This is a genomic window from Arcanobacterium phocae (assembly GCF_018913465.1).
Taxonomy (GTDB): domain Bacteria; phylum Actinomycetota; class Actinomycetes; order Actinomycetales; family Actinomycetaceae; genus Arcanobacterium; species Arcanobacterium phocae_A.
On sequence record NZ_JABAPM010000001.1, the window covers coordinates 122,033 to 143,926 of the forward strand.

General features: G+C 49.9%; 15 protein-coding genes. 9 read left to right on the forward strand and 6 right to left on the reverse strand.

Going from position 1 to position 21,894, the window contains the following annotated elements:
* Positions 1 to 97: 97 nt before the first annotated feature.
* Complete coding sequence (ahpC, locus tag KSO86_RS00640; RefSeq protein WP_216379484.1) at positions 98 to 661, forward strand: alkyl hydroperoxide reductase subunit C; 564 nt, start codon at positions 98 to 100, stop codon at positions 659 to 661.
* Positions 661 to 2,205: an alkyl hydroperoxide reductase subunit F gene (ahpF, locus tag KSO86_RS00645; RefSeq protein ID WP_216379485.1), complete on the forward strand. Its 1,545-nt coding sequence runs from the start codon at positions 661 to 663 to the stop codon at positions 2,203 to 2,205. The genes ahpC and ahpF overlap by 1 nt, the downstream gene beginning before the upstream one ends.
* 72 nt (positions 2,206 to 2,277) lie before the next feature.
* On the opposite strand, the gene KSO86_RS00650 is transcribed toward ahpF, so the two are convergent.
* Complete coding sequence (locus tag KSO86_RS00650; RefSeq protein WP_253280658.1) at positions 2,278 to 2,976, reverse strand: exonuclease domain-containing protein; 699 nt, start codon at positions 2,974 to 2,976, stop codon at positions 2,278 to 2,280.
* Between the two features lie 107 nt (positions 2,977 to 3,083).
* Here KSO86_RS00650 and KSO86_RS00655 point away from each other — a divergent pair, with 107 nt between their 5' ends.
* The 3 genes from KSO86_RS00655 to KSO86_RS00665 all read left to right on the forward strand — a co-directional run bounded on the left by KSO86_RS00655 (position 3,084) and on the right by KSO86_RS00665 (position 8,790).
* A complete protein-coding gene (locus KSO86_RS00655) occupies positions 3,084 to 4,193 on the forward strand; it encodes a GuaB3 family IMP dehydrogenase-related protein (protein WP_216379486.1) in 1,110 nt (369 codons plus the stop codon).
* A 98-nt stretch (positions 4,194 to 4,291) separates the two neighbouring features.
* Positions 4,292 to 5,680, forward strand: coding sequence for a class II fumarate hydratase (locus KSO86_RS00660; RefSeq protein ID WP_216379487.1), 1,389 nt, complete (start codon positions 4,292 to 4,294; stop codon positions 5,678 to 5,680).
* 272 nt (positions 5,681 to 5,952) lie between these two features.
* Positions 5,953 to 8,790: a discoidin domain-containing protein gene (locus KSO86_RS00665; protein ID WP_216379488.1), complete on the forward strand. Its 2,838-nt coding sequence runs from the start codon at positions 5,953 to 5,955 to the stop codon at positions 8,788 to 8,790.
* An 80-nt stretch (positions 8,791 to 8,870) separates the two neighbouring features.
* On the opposite strand, the gene KSO86_RS00670 is transcribed toward KSO86_RS00665, so the two are convergent.
* From KSO86_RS00670 to pta, 5 genes are all read right to left on the reverse strand, one after another.
* Positions 8,871 to 10,226: a Rib/alpha-like domain-containing protein gene (locus KSO86_RS00670; protein ID WP_216431719.1), complete on the reverse strand. Its 1,356-nt coding sequence runs from the start codon at positions 10,224 to 10,226 to the stop codon at positions 8,871 to 8,873.
* A 185-nt stretch (positions 10,227 to 10,411) separates the two neighbouring features.
* The gene (locus tag KSO86_RS00675; protein ID WP_216431721.1) at positions 10,412 to 12,382 is read right to left on the reverse strand and encodes a Rib/alpha-like domain-containing protein; all 1,971 of its coding nucleotides are present in this window, start codon (positions 12,380 to 12,382) and stop codon (positions 10,412 to 10,414) included.
* A gap of 229 nt (positions 12,383 to 12,611) precedes the next feature.
* Positions 12,612 to 13,061, reverse strand: coding sequence for a GNAT family N-acetyltransferase (locus KSO86_RS00680; RefSeq protein ID WP_216378372.1), 450 nt, complete (start codon positions 13,059 to 13,061; stop codon positions 12,612 to 12,614).
* Between the two features lies 1 nt (position 13,062).
* The gene (locus tag KSO86_RS00685; RefSeq protein ID WP_216378371.1) at positions 13,063 to 14,235 is read right to left on the reverse strand and encodes an acetate/propionate family kinase; all 1,173 of its coding nucleotides are present in this window, start codon (positions 14,233 to 14,235) and stop codon (positions 13,063 to 13,065) included.
* A gap of 60 nt (positions 14,236 to 14,295) precedes the next feature.
* The gene (gene pta, locus KSO86_RS00690; RefSeq protein ID WP_216378370.1) at positions 14,296 to 15,915 is read right to left on the reverse strand and encodes a phosphate acetyltransferase; all 1,620 of its coding nucleotides are present in this window, start codon (positions 15,913 to 15,915) and stop codon (positions 14,296 to 14,298) included.
* A gap of 79 nt (positions 15,916 to 15,994) precedes the next feature.
* On the opposite strand from pta, the gene KSO86_RS00695 reads away from it, so the two are divergent.
* From KSO86_RS00695 to KSO86_RS00710, 4 genes are all read left to right on the forward strand, one after another.
* Complete coding sequence (locus KSO86_RS00695) at positions 15,995 to 16,927, forward strand: pseudouridine synthase (protein ID WP_216378369.1); 933 nt, start codon at positions 15,995 to 15,997, stop codon at positions 16,925 to 16,927.
* A gap of 96 nt (positions 16,928 to 17,023) precedes the next feature.
* The gene (gene guaA, locus KSO86_RS00700) at positions 17,024 to 18,589 is read left to right on the forward strand and encodes a glutamine-hydrolyzing GMP synthase (protein ID WP_216378368.1); all 1,566 of its coding nucleotides are present in this window, start codon (positions 17,024 to 17,026) and stop codon (positions 18,587 to 18,589) included.
* A 73-nt stretch (positions 18,590 to 18,662) separates the two neighbouring features.
* Positions 18,663 to 19,562, forward strand: a complete 900-nt coding sequence (locus KSO86_RS00705) for a tetratricopeptide repeat protein (protein WP_216378367.1) — start codon at positions 18,663 to 18,665, stop codon at positions 19,560 to 19,562.
* Between the two features lie 1,059 nt (positions 19,563 to 20,621).
* Entirely contained in the window at positions 20,622 to 21,833 is a 1,212-nt protein-coding gene (locus KSO86_RS00710; RefSeq protein ID WP_216431723.1) for a serine/threonine-protein kinase, read from the forward strand.
* Positions 21,834 to 21,894 lie beyond the last annotated feature (61 nt).

Genomic DNA, 21,894 nt, shown 5'->3' on the forward strand with positions numbered 1-21,894 from the left:
TTAAGCCGGGAGTGTATTCTCTAGTTTTGCCTTGAATCAGGGACTATAGTCTTAAGTGCTGTTTTGTATAACTTAACCTTTGAGAAAGAGGAAAACGATGTCTTTGATTAATACCAAGGCCGCCGAATGGGCTGGTTCCGCATACCACAATGGTAGCTTCGTTGAGCTGTCAAGCGAGGACCACAAGGGTCAGTGGGCAATCCTATTTTTCTACCCAGCTGACTTCACCTTTGTCTGCCCAACTGAGCTTGAAGATATGGCTGAGCACTATGCTCAGTTCCAAGAAATGGGCGTGAAGGTTTACTCCTTCTCGACCGATAAGCACTTCTCGCACAAGGCATGGCATGAGTCCTCAGAGCGTATTGGCAAGATTGAGTTCCCAATGGTCGGTGACCCAACCTGCGAAATCGCTGAGGCATTCGATACGCTACGTCCGGGCCAGGGCGCAGCTGACCGTTCCACCATCGTCATCGATCCAGACGGTATCATTCAGTACGTTGAAACCACTTCTGAGGGCGTGGGCCGTAATGCTGCTGAACTCCTCCGCAAGGTCAAGGCTGCTCAGTATGTCTACAACCATCCAGGCGAAGTCTGCCCAGCAAAGTGGGAAGAAGGCGAAGAAACGTTAGCTCCATCGTTTGATCTTGCAGGAAAGCTCTGATGTTTCTCGATTCTAATGTCATCGCACAGCTCAAGGGCTTAGTGACGAACATTAAGGTCCCCATTCGCTTTGAAGCATCTCTTGATGATTCGAAGCGTTCAGAGCAAATGCGAGAAATGCTCAATCAGGTAGCTGAACTATCGCCGTTAATCGAGTTTGCTGAAGTCGCGAATGAGCGCACGCCGTCGTTCGCTATCGCACGAGTTGATTCGGATGTGTCGGTTCGTATTGCGGGTCTGCCTATGGGCGAGGAGTTCTCAAGCTTTGTGCTTGCTCTTGTCCAGGTTGGCGGACACCCCGTTCGGGAAGATGAAGACCTGATTCAGTCTATTAAAGAGCTGACTGAACCACACGAGTTCGTTACTTATATGTCGTTGACCTGTCAGAATTGCCCAACGGTTGTTCAGGCACTTAATGCTATGTCGATTATTAATCCGCTGATTAAGCACACGGCTGTTGAAGGCGGTGCTTTCCAAGATGAAGTAAACGCACATGGTATTAAAGCGGTTCCAACGATTTATATGGATGGGGAGCTGTTTGGCCAGGGTCGAATGACTCTGTCTGAAATTGTTGCTAAGCTGGATTCCAATTCTGGAGCTAAGCGGGCTGAGAAGCTCAATAGCATTGACCCGTTTGACATGCTGATCGTCGGTGGTGGACCTGCTGGTGCGTCTGCGGCTGTTTATGCAGCGCGCAAAGGATTGCGTGTTGGTGTCGCTACGGCAAATGTTGGCGGCCAAGTTTTGGATACCGCGTCAATCGAGAACTTGACGGTTCTGAATAAGATTGGCGGAACTGAGCTAGGCAGTGAACTTAATCAGTCGATGGCACATTACGGGGTAGAAATCATGTCAGGTCTTAACGCGGTAGCGTTGCAAGACAAAGACGAGAATTCTTTATTTGCAGTTGATTTCGACGGCGATGTGACGCTCCGTGCTAAGTCTGTTGTACTAGCAACTGGTGCGCGGTACCGCACCACTGGTGTCCCAGGCGAAGCTGAATATCGTAACAACGGTGTGAGCTTCTGCCCGCATTGTGATGGTCCGCTATTCAAGGACAAGCCAGTAGCGGTTATTGGCGGTGGAAACTCTGCCATTGAAGCTGCTATTGATCTTGCCGGGATTTGTACCCATGTAACGGTGATCGAAATGATGCCAGAGCTCAAGGCAGATGAAGTTCTGCTGGATAAGCTCGCATCGTTGTCCAATACCACGGTCGTTACTTCAGCAGCACTGCAGTCTGTTGAAGGCGACGGAACTGATATGACTGGTGTGACATACCGTGATTCAGCTGGGGAAACCCATGCAGTCGAAGCGAACGGTATGTTTGTTCAGATCGGACTGATTCCGAACGCAGAATGGCTGGATGGAACGCTCGATCTCAACCGCGGAGCAGTCGTCATTGATGGCAAGAATGCCACATCAATGCCAGGTGTGTATGCTGCAGGAGACGTCACCGATATTCCATATAAGCAAGTCTTGATTGCTTTAGGTGCGGGTGCGAATGCGTCGTTGGGTGCATTCGATTATTTGATCCGACACTAATATCTAGACTGTTTACTAGCCCGGCTACATCGTGTAGCCGGGCCAGTTCAGCTAGTAGGGAAGTACATGACGTTATTTTGTTACTGGCCAGGGCAGCGGGCCAGTGATGTGTTGCCCATGACGGCTAGCCATGTACTGCTGGAATTCGGTATATGTTTGCTGTTGTAGAGTCATCAGGTGTGCGAGGGAATCTTCGGCTAGTTCTGGATAACGGCGTAGCATTGCGCCGAGAACACGTAATGTTGCCAAGACATCAGCCTCAGCGTTGTGGAAGGAGTCATCCGCAGCAACATCGTAATGATCAGCTAAGTTCTCTAGCCGTCGCTTTCCACGACGGTAACGATCGACTGTCCGATCTAAGATGTACGGATCTATTACTGGACCAACTTCGTGTCCCAATCGCTCTGCCATGGTTGTCAGGCCATGACGTTCGAGTTCGCATTCCATCAGTGTCAGATCATAGGCAGCATTAAACGCCACAATAGGATGCCCAGCAGCCATATGATGGCACAGTAGATCTGCTACCTCATTAAGAACTTTTGTAACAGGTTCGCCTTCACGGCGTGCCTGTTCAGTAGAAATGCCGTGAACATTTTGAGCCTGCAACGGGATTTCAACGCCTGGATCTGCTAGCCAGTAGTGCCGCGTGACACCGTTAGAATCGACAACAATTATCGAGGCAGTGACTAACCGTTCAACGGTAGGATCCACACCGGTAGTCTCAGTATCAAATCCAACCATTGGTTGCGACGTCCACATCGTGTTCTCCATATCTTATATTTAGGTTGTTACTGCCTATCATACTGACTAGGTCCGACATACTTTGAAGTCAGTTAGTAACGAGTTCTATTAGCACTGATGCTGGTAGTCTTATAGACGTGGCAGAAATTGAGATTGGCCGCGGAAAACGCGCCCGAGTAGGTTATTCATTCGACGATATTTCCATTGTTCCTTCGCGGCGAACTCGCGATGCGAATGATGTATCGGTTTCTTGGCAACTAGATGCCAATCTTCTAGACATCCCGATTATGAGTGCTCCGATGGATTCGGTAACGTCTCCGCAAACCGCGATTGCGCTCGGAAAACTTGGAGGCGTAGGTGTTCTTGACCTAGAAGGTTTATGGACACGCTACGAAGATCCGCAACCGCATTTCGATGCAATCGCAAATGCTGAGCCGAATTACGTTACTAAACTGATGCAACGTATTTATCGCGAGCCAGTTAAGCCAGAGCTGATCCGCGCGCGGCTTGATGAAATCCGCAGTGCTGGCGTCGTCGTCGCGGGAGCGCTCTCCCCACAACGTACCCAAGAGCACTGGCGTACCGTCGTCGACGCTGGGGTAGATCTGTTCATTATTCGTGGAACCGTGGTTTCCGCAGAACACGTTTCCTCGAATCGGGAACCATTGAATCTGAAACGTTTCATCTACGAACTCGACGTTCCAGTGATCGTCGGTGGAGTCGCGTCATATACCGCGGCTTTGCACCTGATGCGCACCGGAGCAGCCGGAGTTTTGGCCGGGTTTGGCGGCGGCGCAACCAGCGCGAACGTTCGAACCGCAGGAACGACAGTCCCGATGGCGTCAACAGTTGCCGACGTCGCAGCCGCTCGTCGCGAATATATGGACGAAACTGGTGGGCGCTATGTTCACGTCATTGCCGATGGCCAGGTTTCGCATTCTGGCGACTTGGTGAAAGCCATTGCGTGTGGTGCCGACGGCGTTATGCTCGGTACCGCACTTGCCCGCGCGGACGAAGCCCCCGGACAAGGATTCCACTGGGGTGGGGAAGCCTACCATGCTCGGTTGCCACGTGGTGAACGAGTCCACGTCGGCACCGCCGGGCCACTTGAGAAACTGTTATTCGGTCCGGCCACGGATGCCAAAGGCACCACAAATCTTATTGGTGCACTACGTCACTCAATGGCTATGACCGGGTACTCAGATGTCAAAGAATTCCAACGAGTAGAAATCACTGCTCGTGCGTAAGAAAAATAACGGTGGACGAATGCCCTACATAGGGCAATAGTTCCCGCGTTAAAATGTCAAATGTCGCGCCAACAAGGGCGCTAAACAAGGAGGTTGACATGACCGAATACCGCATCGAACACGACACAATGGGTGAAGTGCGAGTGCCGGTTGATGCTTTGTACCGTGCACAGACACAGCGTGCAGTTGAGAACTTCCCGATTTCGGGTAAGACTCTCACACCAGCACACGTACATGCATTAGCAGAAATTAAGCGTGCCGCAGCGCTAGCTAACCTAGAGCTTGGCACACTCGACGAACAGCGTTCTGCCGCTATCGTTGCTGCAGCTGACGAAGTCATTGCAGGAAAGCATGATGATCAGTACCCAATTGACGTGTTCCAGACCGGTTCGGGTACGTCGTCGAACATGAATACGAACGAAGTGTTGTCTACTATCGCAACCAAGGCTTCGGGTATCGAGATTCATCCAAACGATCACGTCAACTGTTCGCAGTCTTCTAATGACGTATTCCCATCGTCAATCCACATTGCTGCAGTTCAGGCTATTAACACTCACCTGTTGCCAAAGTTGGACGTTCTTGCCACCTCGCTGGAAGGCAAGGCAGTAGAGTTCAAGAAGATCGTCAAGTCGGGCCGCACCCACTTGATGGATGCCACCCCAATCACCTTGGGTCAAGAATTCTCCGGCTATGCCGCACAAGTGCGCCTCGGCATTGAGCGTGTCAAGGCTGTTATGCCACGTCTAGCCGAGCTTCCACTCGGTGGTACCGCTGTTGGTACTGGCATCAACACCCCAGCTGGTTTCTCGGCCCGCGTCATTGAGCTTATTTCCGAGCATACCGGCCAGCCATTTGTTGAGGCAACCAACCACTTCGAAGCACAGGCCGCTCAGGATTCTCTCGTTGAAACGTCAGGCGCATTGCGCACCATCGCAGTCTCCTTCGTGAAGATCGCGAACGATCTGCGCTGGATGAGCTCTGGTCCACGTACCGGTCTTGGCGAAATCCACTTGCCAGATCTTCAGCCAGGTTCGTCGATCATGCCGGGTAAGGTTAACCCAGTTATTCCAGAAGCAACAGTTCAGGTTGCTGCTCAGGTTATTGGTAACGACGCAACAATCGCTTTTGCTGGTGCACAAGGCAACTTCGATTTGCTCGTGATGCTCCCAGTTATGGCACAGAATTTGCTCGAGTCCATTGAAATTTTGGGCAACGTAGCAGAAACCTTGGCTAAGCGTACCGTTGACGGCATCATTGCTAACGAAGACCGCTGCTTGCAACTGGCTGAGTCCTCACCATCGATCGTGACCCCGTTGAATCGTCACATCGGATACGAGCACGCTGCAAAGATCGCAAAGCACTCGGTTAAGAACAACATGACGATCAAGGAAGCCGTGATTGATCTTGGCTTCGTTGAGCGCGGTGAAATCGATGAAGAGACCCTCAACAAGGCTCTTGACGTCACCACTATGGTGGGCGATTTCTAAGACTAGATTTTCGCAAGCTAAAACTGGGGCGCTCCGAGTAAGGAGCGCCCCGATTTTTTCATTCATTGCAGAAAGTGTCAGAAAAACAAGAAAAAATTTCACCTTTTTGCAGGTTTAGGGTGATTAACGCAAAAAACGAACTGCGGGTTTTATTTAATGGAATAATAACAGCTGTAGGAGCGCATAGTCGTTGTTTTACAAGATATATGCGCTGATACTTGCACATCAATGGCGATGTGCAAAGAACTATTATCCGCAAGGGAGCGTGACATATGAAGCACCGTTCAACGTGGAGTTCTACCTGTGCACTACTTACAGTAGCGTTTGTTTCCGTCGGAACCTTAACCCCGGCTTTCGCTGAAGAACAAGTGACGTATGAATATACGCCACTCGAACAAACCCGTATGACAGCGGTAACAACCGATTCAGTGGCTACTAATGAAGGTAGTAACGGACCAATAGAACTTGTCTTAGATGGTGATGCAGACACTTATTGGCACACCGCATACGGTAACGGGCCGGCAGACCCGTTACCGCATTATTTTGTTATAGACCTAGGACGAGAGGTCTCTAATCTTGGTCAACTGACGCTTACACCGCGCCAATCCTCAAATGGGTCAGGACGAGTAGGAGAATACGTTATTGAAACGTCTGTAGATCCTAAATGTAGCGACGAGGCTACTGTTGAGAGCGCTGAGTTTAAGAAAGCTGCTAGTGGCCAACAGGAAGCTGGTCAGCCATATAGTTCGGCAAATCTTGTAGATTTGGATGTTAATTTCGATCCGCGTCCAGCCCGCTGCGTACGAGTTACTTATAATTCGTCATGGGGCGGTAACGGCAAAGCTGAAAATGTAGCGACGCTAGCTGAATTTAATGCTGCGACAGCTGTTAAGAGCTCGGGCCATCCGCAGCCTGATACTCCGAATCCTGGAACCGATCCAGCAAAGCCAACTAATATCAAGGTAGTTTCCTACGACGATCAAACATGGAATAATCCATCTGATACTCCGGCATGGCCATTCCTCGATAAAGACGGGCAGTTCCGTTATTTGCATGCGGCGGCTCTCTATGGTGCCAACCAGCCGCGTCACTGGCAGTTCTTCACTGGACCTGACATGGACACGATGCGCCCGGATGTAAAACTCAATTCTGTAGGCACTAATCCAGATACCACAGTGTTGTGCAATACCAGCCCAACTGGAAAAGAATCATCGATGGCTCCTGGAAACTCACGATATTCACAAAAGAATTTCTGTGACTTGATCAATGTGTGGGTCGATCCAGATACGGGAGACTGGTACGGCTTGGTGCATAACGAGTTTACGCCACAACCATTTGGTGATGGTTTGCATTTTGATTCTATTGATTATGCCGTGTCGCATAACCAAGGAAAAGCATGGACGATAGTAGATCATGCCATTACGTCCCCATACAGCACGATACGTGGTGATAACAAGGCGTTCCCTGAAAGTACCTACTACTATGGCGACGGCGACCCGCGACTTTACGTTGATTACGCCTCCGGGTATTTCTATGCGTTCTACGGATCGCGGATAGTAAACAAGGGCGGTAGCTGGGTTGTTTTTCATGAGCATGTAGCTCGAGCCCCTATTTCTGGAAAGATGGCCACCGGTACATGGCAAAAGTGGTACAACGGTACCTGGGATGAACCAGGAATCGGCGGTAAAGAATCTAATATGGTTCCCGTTGTTGACGAACAGTCCACTGGCTATACGCCGATCGACAAAGAATATAACCCGAAGAACCCAGGTTCCGCACAAGAGCAGGTTGCACAAGGCCTCATGCCTGGTACATCGCCGCTTTTCGTCATGGATGTCACCTACAATGCCTACCTTGGTTTGTACATTGGACAGCCACAACATAAGGATCAGTCTGGTAGGGCTTCACAGGAGTACTACGCAACAGATAACCTTGCTACCCAGAAGTGGGTAAAGATTGGCGATACCGGCAAGGATTACTACAGTGCATCGTGGTATCGTTGGTTCCTTGATCCTGCCAATAAGACAAACAGTGCAATCGTTGGCAAGAACTTTCGTGCGTATTGTTCATTTGGATGTAAAGACGGCAAGTATGCAGATCTTATTAACCTCACTGTTGATATGAAACCAGTTATTACTCCGATTGATACCGCAAAGCAGTACGTGATTGCTAACCAAAATAAAGCTATGCTCGCCGTTGATCAGGCTGGGGCTTCGGTTGTGGCTGGAATAAATACAGATAAAGAAACTGGAGCCTGGACGTTTAAGAGCTTAGATGATGGTTCTTATATGATTCTATCCTCGACGGGGAAAGCTATCGGGGTAGATTCGTCTAATAATGCAGGACGTGCTTGGGATGCGCCGGTGACATTGAGCGATGCTGATCCGCACAACGTTGGACAGCAGTGGTTTGTTGTATCAACGACTGATCCAAATACTGGTAAGGACGCAGGCTATAAGCGATTGATCAATCGCTATAGTGGATTGGCGTTGGCCATGGCTGGAACATCGGTAGCAACAGCGCCACAGCGCTCATGGGATAGCAAAGAATCTGCCGCTACCGGATATAAAGCAACGGCTGACCAACTCATAACAATTACTGAGTTCGTTGAAGGCATAAGCGAGGAGCCTGCTCCTCAGCCGGAGCCTGCGCCTCAGCCGGAGCCTGCTCCTCAGCTAACATTGGATAATACAAATGTGAAGCAAGGAGAGGAAGTAACGCTAAGAATAACGGGCTTAATGGCTGACGAAGTAGTTAATGTGACAGTTCGTTCTGATCTGATTCAACTAGGTACTCTCAAGGCTGGAAAAGATGGTACCGCTACATTTACATGGAGTGTTCCGAAAAACTTTAAGCCGGGTACACATCATTTCGAAGTGAAGCGTGCAGAAGACGTAGAGCCTCTCTCGATAGCGTTCATAGTCCAAGACCGTGGCACTTTGATCCCAACCGTGCCTCAGCCAATTGATACGCGTCAAGAGAAAAAGACAGTCGATAACCAGAGTTCACTAGCGCATACTGGCGTTTCAATTGTTGGGCTGCTAGCTATTAGTGTCGGTCTAACAGGTGTAGGGATAGCCCTAGGGCGCAAGAAAGAATCATATGTCTGATTAGAGTGGAGCTCGTTACATAAGCTGTGGGGGTCACGTTCTTGGAACGTGACCCCCACAGATCTCTTTATGTGTAATTGTTATTCAGCGTGACGACGGCGTAGAACTGTAGCGCCAGCCAATGCTGAGATAAGTGCCAAACCAGCTAAACCAGCAAGATCAACACCAGTTTTTGCTAGACCAGTTGATGGAGTTTCTACTGGCTTTGGTGTATGTGGTTTAGCAATTGGTTGTGCTGGTGTGAGCTCGAGGGCTGGAATGGTGTGTTTTCCAGGCTTGAGTGGTGTTAACGGATAGGTCGTCTCCGGATCGGCTTCCGTTACCTTGATCTTCACGGCGACTTTTTCGGTCTTACCGTCAAGGTGGGTAACGACTACATGGAAAACATAGTCTTTAAGCTCAACGTATTCGTCTGGGTTGAGTGTGATGGTGCCGGTCTTGGTGTCAACGTTGGCCCAGCGTGGCATGTCTGCGCCTTTAGCGAAGGTGACTGCGCGTGGTAGGGCGCGTTCCTTGCCGAATAGGGTAGCAGTAAGGTCAACGGTAGCGGACTTTAGCTGCTGGACTGTTGTGTCAGCGTAGGAAAGCTTCCATAGTTGAGACTTCAGTTCAGGAGATTTCTTCTCGGTTATGTTAAAAGAGGCCGACGTATATTCGAAACTACCATCTGCATAGTTGACTAGTACTTTAATTTTGTGCTTTCCAAGTTCAGCATCAACATCAATTGGTCCGAGACGGAGGTACCCAGAATTTATGACCTCCGCATGGAAAGTATTTGAGCTTAAACGTAGTGTGAAATCTCCACTGGGTAGAGTAGACATAAGAAATGCATTTTGATCATTGAACATCACACGCGGAAGCACAAGCTCTGAAGCTCCTTGCTCTACTGAAGTAAATGAATCAGGCTTTGCTGTATCTTCTAAGAAGAGTGGTTCGTACAATGAAGCGTCAGTCGGTACTGTCGGCAATGTTTCTTTACTATCCATTAAGTTTGCGAATGAAATGTTAAGAGTACGCCCTACATGAATATCAGATAATTCTGCAGTTTTAGCTTTTGTGCCGGAGAAACTATAAAGATCACGAGTAAAAATTTCTGGAGCATAGCCTTGATCTTTCCCTACATAAACATAGAAATTAATCGTGTTGTCATTTCCTAGTGGGGTAAGAGAAATTTTATGAGTGTCTTTGGAAATAGACTGATCTTTTTTGATTGTTTTGTCACTGGACCATTGATAGACCCTCACCATATCTCTAAAGGAAGGGCGTTCCGTTGGCAGTGTTTTGAAATCGAAGTCGATTTCTAAAGACGCTCTTTGAATCGTGGGCTCCTCTGCTTGGGCTGTCGCAGAATGACTGAAGTTAAAGCCAAAACCGAGGAATGCTAAAGAGAAGGCTATCAGAGCTGCTCCTCTACGCTCTACAGTGCTTCGTACCATTAATACTCCTAAACGGAATGAGAAGAAAAATAAATTGAAGGATTGTTCGATGGACACTATCTTTCATGTTTAATGGTAACGAAGTTTATGTTTTGTTTTTGATTTTGTGAGTATTGTCTATAATATGATCTGTGGGGGTCACGTTCTTGGAACGTGACCCCCACAGATCTCTTTATGTGTAATTGTTATTCAGCGTGACGACGGCGTAGAACTGTAGTGCCAGCCAATGCTGAGATAAGTGCCAAACCAGCTAAACCAGCAAGATCAACACCAGTTTTTGCTAGACCAGTTGATGGAGTTTCTACTGGCTTTGGTGTATGTGGTTTAGCAATTGGTTGTGCTGGTGTGAGCTCGAGGGCTGGAATGGTGTGTTTTCCAGGCTTGAGTGGTGTTAACGGATAGGTCGTCTCCGGATCGGCTTCCGTTACCTTGATCTTCACGGCGACTTTTTCGGTCTTACCGTCAAGGTGGGTAACGACTACATGGAAAACATAGTCTTTAAGCTCAACGTATTCGTCTGGGTTGAGTGTGATGGTGCCGGTCTTGGTGTCAACGTTGGCCCAGCTTGGCATGTCTGCGCCTTTAGCGAAGGTGACTGCGCGTGGTAGGGCGCGTTCCTTGCCGAATAGGGTAGCAGTAAGGTCAACGGAAGCAGACTTTTGTTGCTGGACTGTTGTGTCAGCGTAGGAAAGCTTCCATAGTTGAGACTTCAGCTCAGGGGCGTTGTCGGCTTTGGTGACAGTGACCTTGACTGGGACGGATGTGACTTTGCCGTCGAGGTGGGTGACAGCGACTGTGAATTCGTAGTCTTGTGGTGCGACGAATTCGTCTGGGTTGAGTGTGATGGTGCCGGTCTTGGCGTCAACGTTGGCCCAGCTTGGCATGTCTGCGCCTTTAGCGAAGGTGACTGCGCGTGGTAGGGCGCGTTCCTTGCCGAATAGGGTAGCAGTAAGGTCAACGGTAGCGGACTTTAGCTGCTGGACTGTTGTGTCAGTGTAGGAAAGCTTCCATAGTTGAGACTTCAGCTCAGGGGCGTTGTCGGCTTTGGTGACAGTGACCTTGACTGGGACGGATGTGACTTTGCCGTCGAGGTGGGTGACAGCGACTGTGAATTCGTAGTCTTGTGGTGCGACGAATTCGTTTGGGTTGAGTGCGATGGTGCCGGTCTTGGCGTCAACGTTGGCCCAGCTTAGCATGTCTGCGCCTTTAGCGAAGGTGACTGCGCGTGGTAGGGCGCGTTCCTTGCCGAATAGGGTAGCAGTAAGGTCAACGGTAGCGGACTTTAGCTGCTGGACTGTTGTGTCAGCGTAGGAAAGCTTCCATAGTTGAGACTTCAGCTCAGGAGATTTCTTCTCGGTGACAATGAAAGGTACATCGACGAACTGTTTGGTTCCATCAGCATAAGTAAACTCAACCTGAATCTCGTGTTTACCTAGTTGAGCATCGCTTGGAATTAACGGGAACTTGATGTAGCCGTTGTTAGTTACCTCAGCTGGGAAAGGTGAGGATACGATCTTTAATGTAGGCTTTCCACTTGCTGGCGGAAATTGAATTTCACCATCATCCATTTTGAACATGGTGCTTGGCATGACAAAATCCATCGTCATCTGCTCTACAGTCGGAATAGATCCATCGCACTCTAGCAATTCTGGCATGTACATATTCTTATCTTCCGGAATTGCAGGAAGATCAGCTGCCTTATTCGTCAAATTGCCATAGTTAACGTTAATAGTCCGCCCGACATATGCTTTTATGTTGGCCGTTTGTGCGTACTGATCAGGATGTCCCCAAGGATGCCAAATCGTTTCAGGATGTGTGCCATTGCTTTTGCCGATGTAAACAATGAATTCAATGTTCTTTTCGCCATTCAATGGACTCAAAGTCACAGATTTGGTTTCTTTAGAGATCTGAATATCTTTTGACTTTTCTTTTCCTAACCATTGGTGAATCCACACGTGCTTATCGAAGGAATCGTCGCCTTTATTGAGCGATTTCTTAGGCAGTGAATCGAAATCAAAATTAACAGTAATGACTGGCTGTCGCCTGCTGTCTGCTTGCGCAAGAAGTGGTGCGAAGAGACCACTTCCGAGTGTCATCAAGACGAGCGCAGCAACTGTGAGAAATGCCCAAACTCGTTGGGTTCGTTTGATAATCATCATTCTTCCTATGCGTGAAACTAATACGAGATAGTGCAAATAGTTGCAGAGTCTCGAATGATTGATATGTCAATGTTAAGGATATCGGAATAGTGCAGGTGAAATATCGGACTTTGCAAGATTTTTCAGTGAAGTGTTGCATAAATTTACAAAAATAGTCGGGGTTTTGACAGCAAGTGTAAAAGCTGTCAAAACCCCGACCGTCGGGATGAGAAAAGATGCCAAAAATTTAGTTGGTCACTCGATACACGTTGGTTTCGCGTAGCTCAAAACCGGCTCGTTGGTACAACCGGTTAGCTGCTTCACGCGATGGACGAGAGGTCAGATCAACCGTCTTCGCACCCCGCTTCTTCGCCAAATCAATGGCAGCTGCAACTAACGATGCGCCAACGCCCTTGCCGCGTGCTGCTTCGTCAACAACTACGTCTTCCACCCAGGCCCGCCAGCCGGTTGGAATCTCGAATGTGACCAAGGTGAGCATACCGAGGATCGGTGCTTCGCCAGCTTCGCCAGCGCCGTCGTCGTCTCGGAAAACCAACAAATCAACGCAATCTTGGGCCAAAAAGCCCTCGATTTGTTCGCCGTTCATTGGCTTAGCGGATCGTGAAAGCTGACCGATCAACCGGCTGAAAGCGGCTTCTAGCTCTGGAGTGACATCGGAAACGAGATCTACTGCCATCTCAGATCACTTCCATAGCTTGCTGAGCAATCGAGAGCTCTTCGTTTGTTGGAATAATAAGCACGGTAACTGCCGAATCCGGAGCCGAAATCACGCGCGGCTCCTTCGAGCGAACCATGTTCTTATCAGCATCGTACTTGACGCCGAATGGCGCGAGCCGATCAAGGAGCATCTTGCGGGTCTCCCACGAATTTTCGCCAACGCCAGCAGTAAAGGTGAGCACATCCAAGCCGCCCATCACTGCGGTGTAAGAGCCAACATACTTCAGCAACCGGTGGATGTAGACTTCGAGTGCTTCGATTGCGTTCTCGTTGCCCTCATGAGCCATCTCCCAAACCGAGCGCATATCGTTCGAACCGGTCAGGCCCTTCAGACCAGACTGCTTGTTGAACAGGGTGTCGAGTTCGTCGATGGACATTCCAGCCTGGCGAGCAAGATGGAACACAGCAGCTGGGTCAATGTCACCAGTACGAGTACCCATGACTAGGCCTTCGAGCGGAGTCAAACCCATCGAGGTGTCTACAGCTTCACCGTTTACTACAGCCGAAACTGAGGCGCCGTTGCCCATGTGCAAGACGATCTGCTTGAGATCATCGCGGCCCAGCATCTCCGTCACTTTGCGGGAAATGAACTGGTGGGAGGTGCCGTGTGCACCATAGCGGCGAATTTGGTACTTCTCAGCGATGTCGCGGTCGATCGCGTAGGTAGCTGACGCAGCTGGCAAATGTTGGAAGAACGCAGTATCGAAAACGGCAACGTTTGGTACGTCGAATAGCTCACGGGCAACCTTGATGCCCTTCAGGTGGGCTGGGTTGTGGAGCGGTCCAAGCGGAATGAGCTCTTCGATCAAACCTTCCACGCGATCATCAATGACGGCAGCCTTATCGAAGTGCTTTCCGCCTTGAACGACGCGGTGGCCAACTGCCTTGATTCCGGCTTCGTCAAGGTTCGGGCCAACTTCGTTGAACAACCGGATGACTTCGCGCAGGCCAACACCGTGGTCTGGTACTGGCTCGTTGATGTCAGTTGTGGTGCCGTTGTAGTTGTGCTCGATGTGGCCTTCTGGTTCGCCAATACGCTCAACAAGGCCAGAGGCGATGGATTCGCCGGTTTCCGGGTTGACGAGCTGATATTTAATTGACGAGGAACCAGAGTTAATAACAAGAACTGTCATTGTTCGTTTCTTACTTTCTGTGACGAGTGTTGGTAGATTGCCGACGACGTTATGCGTGCGTCAGTTTTGAGCTTGGATTGCCGTGATGGCAACGGTGTTGACGATGTCTTCGACGAGTGCGCCGCGGGACAGATCGTTCACTGGCTTATTCAGACCCTGCAAAACTGGGCCCACGGCAACTGCGCCGGCCGAACGCTGGACAGCCTTGTAGCCGATGTTTCCGGCGTTGAGCGTTGGGAAGACGAACACGTTTGCCTTACCAGCAACTGGCGAATCTGGAAGCTTGGTTTGAGCTACGTGCGCATCAACAGCGGCGTCGTACTGGATCGGGCCTTCAAGCGCGAGCTCCGGTGCCATCTCGTGTGCGAGAGCGGTTGCTTCGACGACGGCGTCCACGTCTGGACCCTTGCCAGAAGTACCGGTGGAGTAGGAGAGCATAGCAACGCGCGGATCGACGCCGAATGCCTTCGCTGTTTCCGCAGACGAGACCGCGATGCCGGCGAGCTCTTGTGGGCTCGGGTTGGTGTTGACTGCGCAATCGCCGTAAACGTAGACGCGGTCTTCCATGAGCATGAGGAAGCAGGAAGAAACGAGGGTAGCGCCTGGCTTGGTCTTAATGATTTGGAAGGATGGCACGATGGTGTGGGCGGTGGTGTGAACCGCACCGGAGACCATGCCGTCGGCGTCGTCCATGTGAACCATCATGGTGCCGAAGTAGGACAGATCCTTGACCTTTTCGCGAGCCTGCTCGATCGTCACGCCCTTCTTGGCGCGCAGGCGAGCAAACTCTTGGGCGTACTTTTCGTTGAGTTCTGGATCGTCAACCGAAACGATGTGCGCCTTGGATACGTCGACGCCGAGCTCGGCAGCGTGTGCGTGGATTTGTTCGGCGTCGCCAACCAAAATAATGTCAGCAACTTCGCGAGCTAGGAGTTCATCTGCGGCACGCAAAATACGTGGGTCGGTAGCTTCGGGGAGCACGATCCGCTTGCGGTCAGCCCGGGCACGGGAAATCAGCCACGACTGGAAGGATAGTGGGGTAACGACGTCGGAACCCTGCTCCATCGCAGCGATCAAAGCGTTACGGCCAGCTTCCGATAGTTCGATTGCTTCGCCGTCGGCAAACGTGATGGCGTTGTCGATGTGAGCCTCAGCTACGATTTCCGAATCAGCGTTAGTGACAACGATGCCCGAAATTGGGGCGTGCTCGTGGGTGAATTCGTTGGCGGACAGCGAGACGATTGTGGCAAGCTGATCAGCCGAACGCAGCGCGCCCGAAACGGCAAACATAATGGTGGTGGACAAGTTTGCTGCTGCGCGACCAATGCGGGCAAGCACACCCGGGTTGAGCGGATCGCCGTCGAGCAAACCAAGAATAAGAACAGCATCGAACTGTTGTGCGTAATCGGTGTAGCGCTTGACGACGTCGGTCATTGCGGCTTCTTCGTCAGCCACGTATGCTTGGCGGGTAGCACCCCAGGCAAGCTGAAGGTCATTCTCGCGGCCAAGAAGGCTCAGGGCTTCTTGGAACTGAATGTCTTGTTCTACCGGGCCGTTAGTGAAAGCGCGGAATACGCCTACGGACGAGTATGTTTTTTGTAGCTCAGCAACGAGCGTACGAACGAGTGCTTGAGTTCCAACATTTCCTTCGGCTGCGGTGAAGTACAGACTGTGAGTCACGTCGGGTCCTTTCAACGTCTTTGGTGTAACGTCTTTATTTTGTCACGGTTTTAGGACTTTCGGGTAAAGGAGAACATAGTTGCGTACCCCTCGTTCTGTTCGACGCGCGCGCCATCGGGTAGCAGTGCGCCCAGCTTTGCGGGGCGGAATCAACGCTACGCCGGTCACCTTAGCGCCCGGTTCGTGGCGAACTATCGGCGAATGGATTGTGACACGCTTCGGTGACCTTGGACTGGTCTTGCTCGATGCGGGCGATGTTTTTGCCGACGGAGGACGTGAGATATCTCGCGCCGAACCTTATGTTCCGGGGATGCGGTTATGGATTTTTCGCCCGGTTCCCGATGAGCCGGAATCGCCAATTGAGCTGAATGTGATCGCTGACGAAGAACGTTTCATCGTTGTGGATAAGCCACACGGCATGGCGACGATTCCGCGTGGTTCGCATGTGGCACACACGGTGACGGTGGCAGCGCGCCGGCAGTTTAACGACGACGACCTCGTGTGCGCCCATCGGTTGGATGCGGAAACGGCCGGGTTGGTGCTACTCACTCGCGAACCGCAGTGGCGCAAACCATACCAGACCTTGTTTGAACGCCGGGTAGTGGGGAAGAAGTACTGCGCGATCACCCGCGATATTCCGGGGTTCGATACCTGGGAAACGGTGGAATTGCGACTCGAGCGCGGGTATCGGCCGCTGGCTACCGACGTCGTTGCCGGTGAACCCAACTCGGTTACCCAGATGCGAATCGTGGCACGCGGCGGCGGGCTGGCGCAGTGGGAGCTCATTCCGCACACCGGGAAAACCCATCAGTTGCGGGTCACGTTGGAGCATGTGGGTGCGCCGATTTTAGGCGATCCACTGTATCCGCGGCTGTTCACTAAAGAAGAGGAAGCCGCGCGGGCATATCCACTGCAGCTTCACGCTCGGGAACTGAGCTTCGTGGACCCAGTGGACGGAGTGGAACGAGTGTTTACTAGTTCGGCGCGGTTGGCTCAGGCGCTTGTTCACTGATTATTGGAATCTTGCGTATCACCAAGAGAGATATCACAGGTTCTCTATGTGGGAACAGTTAGCATCGAGCGAGCTTGATTCGCTAGGCTATAGGGTATGAATACAACTGATCTTCGCCCAGTGATCGTCGTTGACAACGGCGCGCAATATGCTCAACTCATCGCTCGACGTGTGCGAGAAGCCGGATACTTCTCCCAGCTTGTGCCACACTCCATGTCCACCGCAGACCTGCTTGCCAAGCAGCCTACAGCTATCGTGCTGTCTGGTGGTCCATCGAGCGTTTATGAGCCTGGCTCACCGAGCCTGGATCCCGCAATCTTGGAAGCTGGCGTGCCAGTGTTCGGTATCTGCTACGGCTTCCAGCAGATGGCCCAAGCATTGGGCGGAAAAGTTGATAAAACTGGCTTGCGCGAATACGGCGCAACGCAGGCGACCGTCGTCGACAACGGCGTTATCCTTGGCGAAAACGCAACCGAAAACGTGTGGATGAGCCACGGGGATGCGGTTACGCAAGCTCCGGAAGGTTTCGTCGTGACTGCGACGACGCCGGGTGCGCCAGTTGCTGCCTTCGAAAACCGCGAGACGAAGATGTTTGGTGTGCAGTGGCATCCAGAAGTCAAGCATTCTGAGCACGGCCAGGACATGCTTGTGCGTTTCTTGCGCGACGGCGCTGGCCTCGAACCAAACTGGGATTCCGGATCGATTATTGAAGATCAGATCGAAAAGATTCGCGCCCAAGTTGGCGATAAGCATGCGATTTGTGCGCTCTCCGGCGGTGTTGATTCCTCTGTTGCGGCTGCGCTCGTGCACCGCGCAATCGGCGATCAGCTCACCTGTGTTTTCGTTGATCACGGCTTGCTGCGTAAGGGCGAAGCTGAGCAGGTTATCGAAGACTATGCTGAAGCTCGCGGCATGAAGATCATGGCTGTGGACGAATCCGAGCGGTTCTTGACTGCGCTCGCGGGTGTGCGCGATCCAGAAGAAAAGCGCAAGATTATTGGCCGGGAATTCATTCGGTCATTCGAGGCTGCGCAGATCAAGCTGATGGAAGAAGCGCCTGAAGGCGTGGAGTTTGCGTTCTTGGTTCAGGGCACCTTGTATCCAGACGTTGTTGAGTCTGGCGGGGGAGACGGCACCGCGAACATCAAGTCGCACCACAACGTGGGCGGTTTGCCAGACGACATCGAGTTTTCACTGGTGGAGCCGTTGCGTGATTTGTTCAAGGACGAAGTCCGGGCAATCGGCTTGGAGCTAGGCTTGTCTGAAAAGCTGGTGTGGCGTCAGCCGTTCCCAGGGCCAGGCCTTGGTATCCGTATCGTTGGCGACGTGACGTTTGATCGCTTGGAGACTTTGCGGGCTGCGGATGCGATTGTGCGCGAAGAGCTCAGCGCTGCCGGTATGGATCGCGAGATCTGGCAGTGCCCAGTTGTGTTGTTGGCTGATGTTCGTTCTGTTGGCGTGCAGGGCGACGGCCGTACCTACGGGCATCCGATTGTGTTGCGCCCGGTATCGTCTGAAGATGCGATGACGGCGGACTGGACCCGCGTGCCATACGACGTGCTGGCTAAGATCTCTAACCGGATTACTAACGAGGTTGCTGACGTGAACCGCGTGATGCTCGATTGTACCTCGAAGCCGCCGGCCACCATTGAGTGGGAGTGATGACAGGACTAGTACTTGCTTAACTAGCTAACTTGATATCGTGAAATGGAAAGGTGAGTGTTAGAACGAAAATATGGGACTATTTTCGCGATTAGTTGGTTCAGTTGCAAATGCTACTGACCAAAACTCTCATAAGGAAATTTGCTCTGTAATGCAGCGTCTCGTTGATGCGCAACATCAATGGGGTTGTATCCAAGTTTCGGGAACAACAACGTTCATGCGTAAACAGGCCACGAGAGATGGGTTGCTACTTGCAGGTAGTGCTCCTGGTTATGCTGAAGCCGCTGGTTGGTTGAGTATAGATTCATCAGATCTAGAATATCCTGACAGCTGCCGTGTTTTTGTTAGTGAAAAAGGCCCTATAGGTGTACTTTCTGACGGGATTTCAAAGATGCTTCGGATTCCCTCAGGTGCCCGTATACCAGTTCAAGTCCAGATTTTTACTTCAAATCTTGCTGAAAGTATTCGTGTTGATGCTTGGATATGGGCAGGAAATGAATCTCCAGAGTGGCGTTATTCAATGAACTCACGCCCTCCTGTAACTGTACAAGAGCGAGCTTCTGAATTGCATGCTCAGTCTTCCGCAATTGTTAGAAAAAGTCTAGGTAGCTGGGAACAGCATGCAACAGAAATGCACACAGGCATGATCAATGGCGTACATTACCTGGAGTTAATTGAGCCTATAAAAGAGCTTAAGCGCAAAGGAAACTTGAAAGAAGCATTGGAACTGTGTTACCAAGCAATAGAAGCAACTGAAAATGAAGCTCTTGCCAAGAAAAATCAGGGAGAGGATTATTATCTGCCCCCAGCTTATACTATTCAAGCGGCAATTATTCATCGGAAGTTAAAGCAATACGATGAGGAGATTGCTGTGTTAGAACGCTATCACCGTGCCACACCTCAGAAACATTGGGAAGTCTCAAAACCGTACGAGCGATTAGCAAAAATTCTTGAAAAGCAGAAAAAAGTATAAGTTGTGCCTTGGCTCGCGAGCGAAATGCTCAACTGCTTGGACTTTGGGGCCAAAGGAATAGTGTGAACGAGTAGATTTTTACGTGAGGACAGGTCTGCCGCGAATGAGCCATCTTCTCCATAGATTCTTTGAGGTTTTAGTCCAATACTTAGACCGTCTGCTAGCAGCATAAACTCCAAAATCAGCCTCAAACAATAACCAATTACGAACGCCGGTCTACTAGCCTTGGCCGAAGACAACATAAAGTTACTTTCTGAAAGAATTACCTCAATTATCGAACCCAAATTTCAAGGAGCAGTTCACAGGTTGTGGAGTACGGCATGTATTTACTACATGCTAAAAGATGATCTAGGTTTTGCGTATACGGCGTTTATTACTGATGTTCTCCTGCAAGATAATGAGCGGGAAATTTCGATTCTATGTGCCTCGAGGGACATAAATTTTGCAGGTGTTGGATTAGGTAATCCCTAGCCCTAAGTGTGTAAACGAGCAGATCTATCATCTCAAACAGTGTGGTAAGTATTATGTTAATCATGTGTAGCGGGCGACTAGCGAGTACAACGATTTCTCTTTTAAAGGAGGTATTGGAGGTGAACACGGTAGTGTCTTGGCTGAAAGTACCAAAATTCATATAAAACGAGCTGATACGTACCTGCAAATGAGCGAACGTGTTCGAGCGAGAAACAGCATCATTCGAAGGAATAAAATGCTTGAGTAATGTATGTCTGCACCACAGCCAAGTAAGTATTCTATCCGGCTGAGAACGGGAGAAAATGCTGGCGAAACAAGAAATGTCACCGGCAATAAAATAAGGTAGACCTCTAGAGAGAATACCTAGCGCACTTCATTCTGCGCCGTAAATGTCATTCAAATCTGAGTACACACCAATCCAGTAGAATTCATTAACAAAAGTGGTGGCGAAATGGCTGTGAGTGGACAGACGTTCGAAAAGACTAAATAAAGTTGAGCTATAGACCTTTTTCTTTTTCTTCCTAAAATACTTTTGGGTATAGAATGAGAAAAAATCAATACTGGATCAAATTAACCCGTGGAAAAGAAATGAATTTTTCAGTTGTAAACAATAAATTAACTTATGGAGAAAAACCTCTACAAGAGTGTGAAGAATATGGCCTCTATCCTTTTAGCCGTTTCGTATTTGATTCTACTCCACTTAGTGAGGATGGAGCTAACGGTGTAATTTTTTCTGCAACCCATAAACTCTTAGATATTAGACAAGCGGTCAAACTATGGCGGCCAGAGAAAGTCTCCGGGGGAATTGAGAGGGCACTCTTAGAAGTCAAAAAAAATGCGAGTCGTAAACCAGGGGATGTGATTGCACGGGTTAATGATGCGGGGGTAATAAAATCTCCTATCGAAACAATATTTGCAGTTATGGAATTAGAGGAAGAATCTGTGACGTTAGAATATTGGTTAAAGGAAAGAAAAAAATATCTCAATAGTAGCGAGTGTCACGAATTTACTCCAAACGCTTATGACGATGCATGTACTTTGGCGAATTCTTTAGACGTTGCAGTTGGGTTGCTTATATCGATAGGTGTGCTCCATCAACATGAAATTATTCACGGAGATCTGCATCCTGGGAATATACTTATTTCCGGAGAAAGTGTAAATACCAATAATCCTGCAGATCTACGTAGCATCCTAGCTCCTGGAAATTTGGAGCCGGTTCGGGCGCGAATAATCGACCTTGGGACTAGTGAAGCAGAAGGTACATCCCGGGAGATTGGCGAAGTGCGTGAGGTAAACGCGATCATAACTGACGTAGGAAACATTTTGAAGCCAATAACGAGATTTTTAAATGTGAAACTAAGTGACCTTTTAAAAATTTGTCGGGAAGATAGCTCATACCAGGGTCTCAGCGTGTGGAAATTTGGAGATTCTCCAGTATTACCGCAAGAGCTAGCCGGTGATTTATTACGCCTAATCGGAGTGTTAAACCTCGTTCTAGGTTATGCCGATAATCGCGAAGATACTGCGGATCCACTGGCTCTCGACGGGCATGAGCTAAAGGATTTCAATACATTTATGAACGAAAGTAATGGTGATCATATTAAGGCGATATCCGCTAATGTTTTGCAATCGTTATCCGAGAATCGTGTGAGCCGTGGCCGACTGGTTAACTGGCCGTCGGTATGGGAAAAGATTTGCGAACGCTGGAAGTGCTTTTCGAATTTTGAGGTCGTAAGCTACCAATACGCTGGAGTGGATTTCTATTTAAGATCACGAGCTCGTTCTGAAGATAGAAATTAAACTAAGAGTTATACTTTTAGCTTGTTTGTGAATACTTGGCCATCTAATTGATGCGGCTTGG

What these genes read in the sequence shown, in the direction of transcription:
- KSO86_RS00680 (WP_216378372.1), bottom strand. Translation starts at nt 13,061, where the DNA reads ATGGCAGTAGATCTCGTTTCCGATGTCACTCCAGAGCTAGAAGCCGCT.
- KSO86_RS00670 (WP_216431719.1), bottom strand. Translation starts at nt 10,226, where the DNA reads ATGGTACGAAGCACTGTAGAGCGTAGAGGAGCAGCTCTGATAGCCTTC.
- KSO86_RS00705 (WP_216378367.1), top strand. Translation starts at nt 18,663, where the DNA reads ATGGGACTATTTTCGCGATTAGTTGGTTCAGTTGCAAATGCTACTGAC.
- ahpF (WP_216379485.1), top strand. Translation starts at nt 661, where the DNA reads ATGTTTCTCGATTCTAATGTCATCGCACAGCTCAAGGGCTTAGTGACG.
- guaA (WP_216378368.1), top strand. Translation starts at nt 17,024, where the DNA reads ATGAATACAACTGATCTTCGCCCAGTGATCGTCGTTGACAACGGCGCG.
- KSO86_RS00660 (WP_216379487.1), top strand. Translation starts at nt 4,292, where the DNA reads ATGACCGAATACCGCATCGAACACGACACAATGGGTGAAGTGCGAGTG.
- KSO86_RS00650 (WP_253280658.1), bottom strand. Translation starts at nt 2,976, where the DNA reads ATGGAGAACACGATGTGGACGTCGCAACCAATGGTTGGATTTGATACT.
- KSO86_RS00675 (WP_216431721.1), bottom strand. Translation starts at nt 12,382, where the DNA reads ATGATTATCAAACGAACCCAACGAGTTTGGGCATTTCTCACAGTTGCT.
- KSO86_RS00685 (WP_216378371.1), bottom strand. Translation starts at nt 14,235, where the DNA reads ATGACAGTTCTTGTTATTAACTCTGGTTCCTCGTCAATTAAATATCAG.
- KSO86_RS00710 (WP_216431723.1), top strand. Translation starts at nt 20,622, where the DNA reads ATGAATTTTTCAGTTGTAAACAATAAATTAACTTATGGAGAAAAACCT.
- ahpC (WP_216379484.1), top strand. Translation starts at nt 98, where the DNA reads ATGTCTTTGATTAATACCAAGGCCGCCGAATGGGCTGGTTCCGCATAC.
- KSO86_RS00665 (WP_216379488.1), top strand. Translation starts at nt 5,953, where the DNA reads ATGAAGCACCGTTCAACGTGGAGTTCTACCTGTGCACTACTTACAGTA.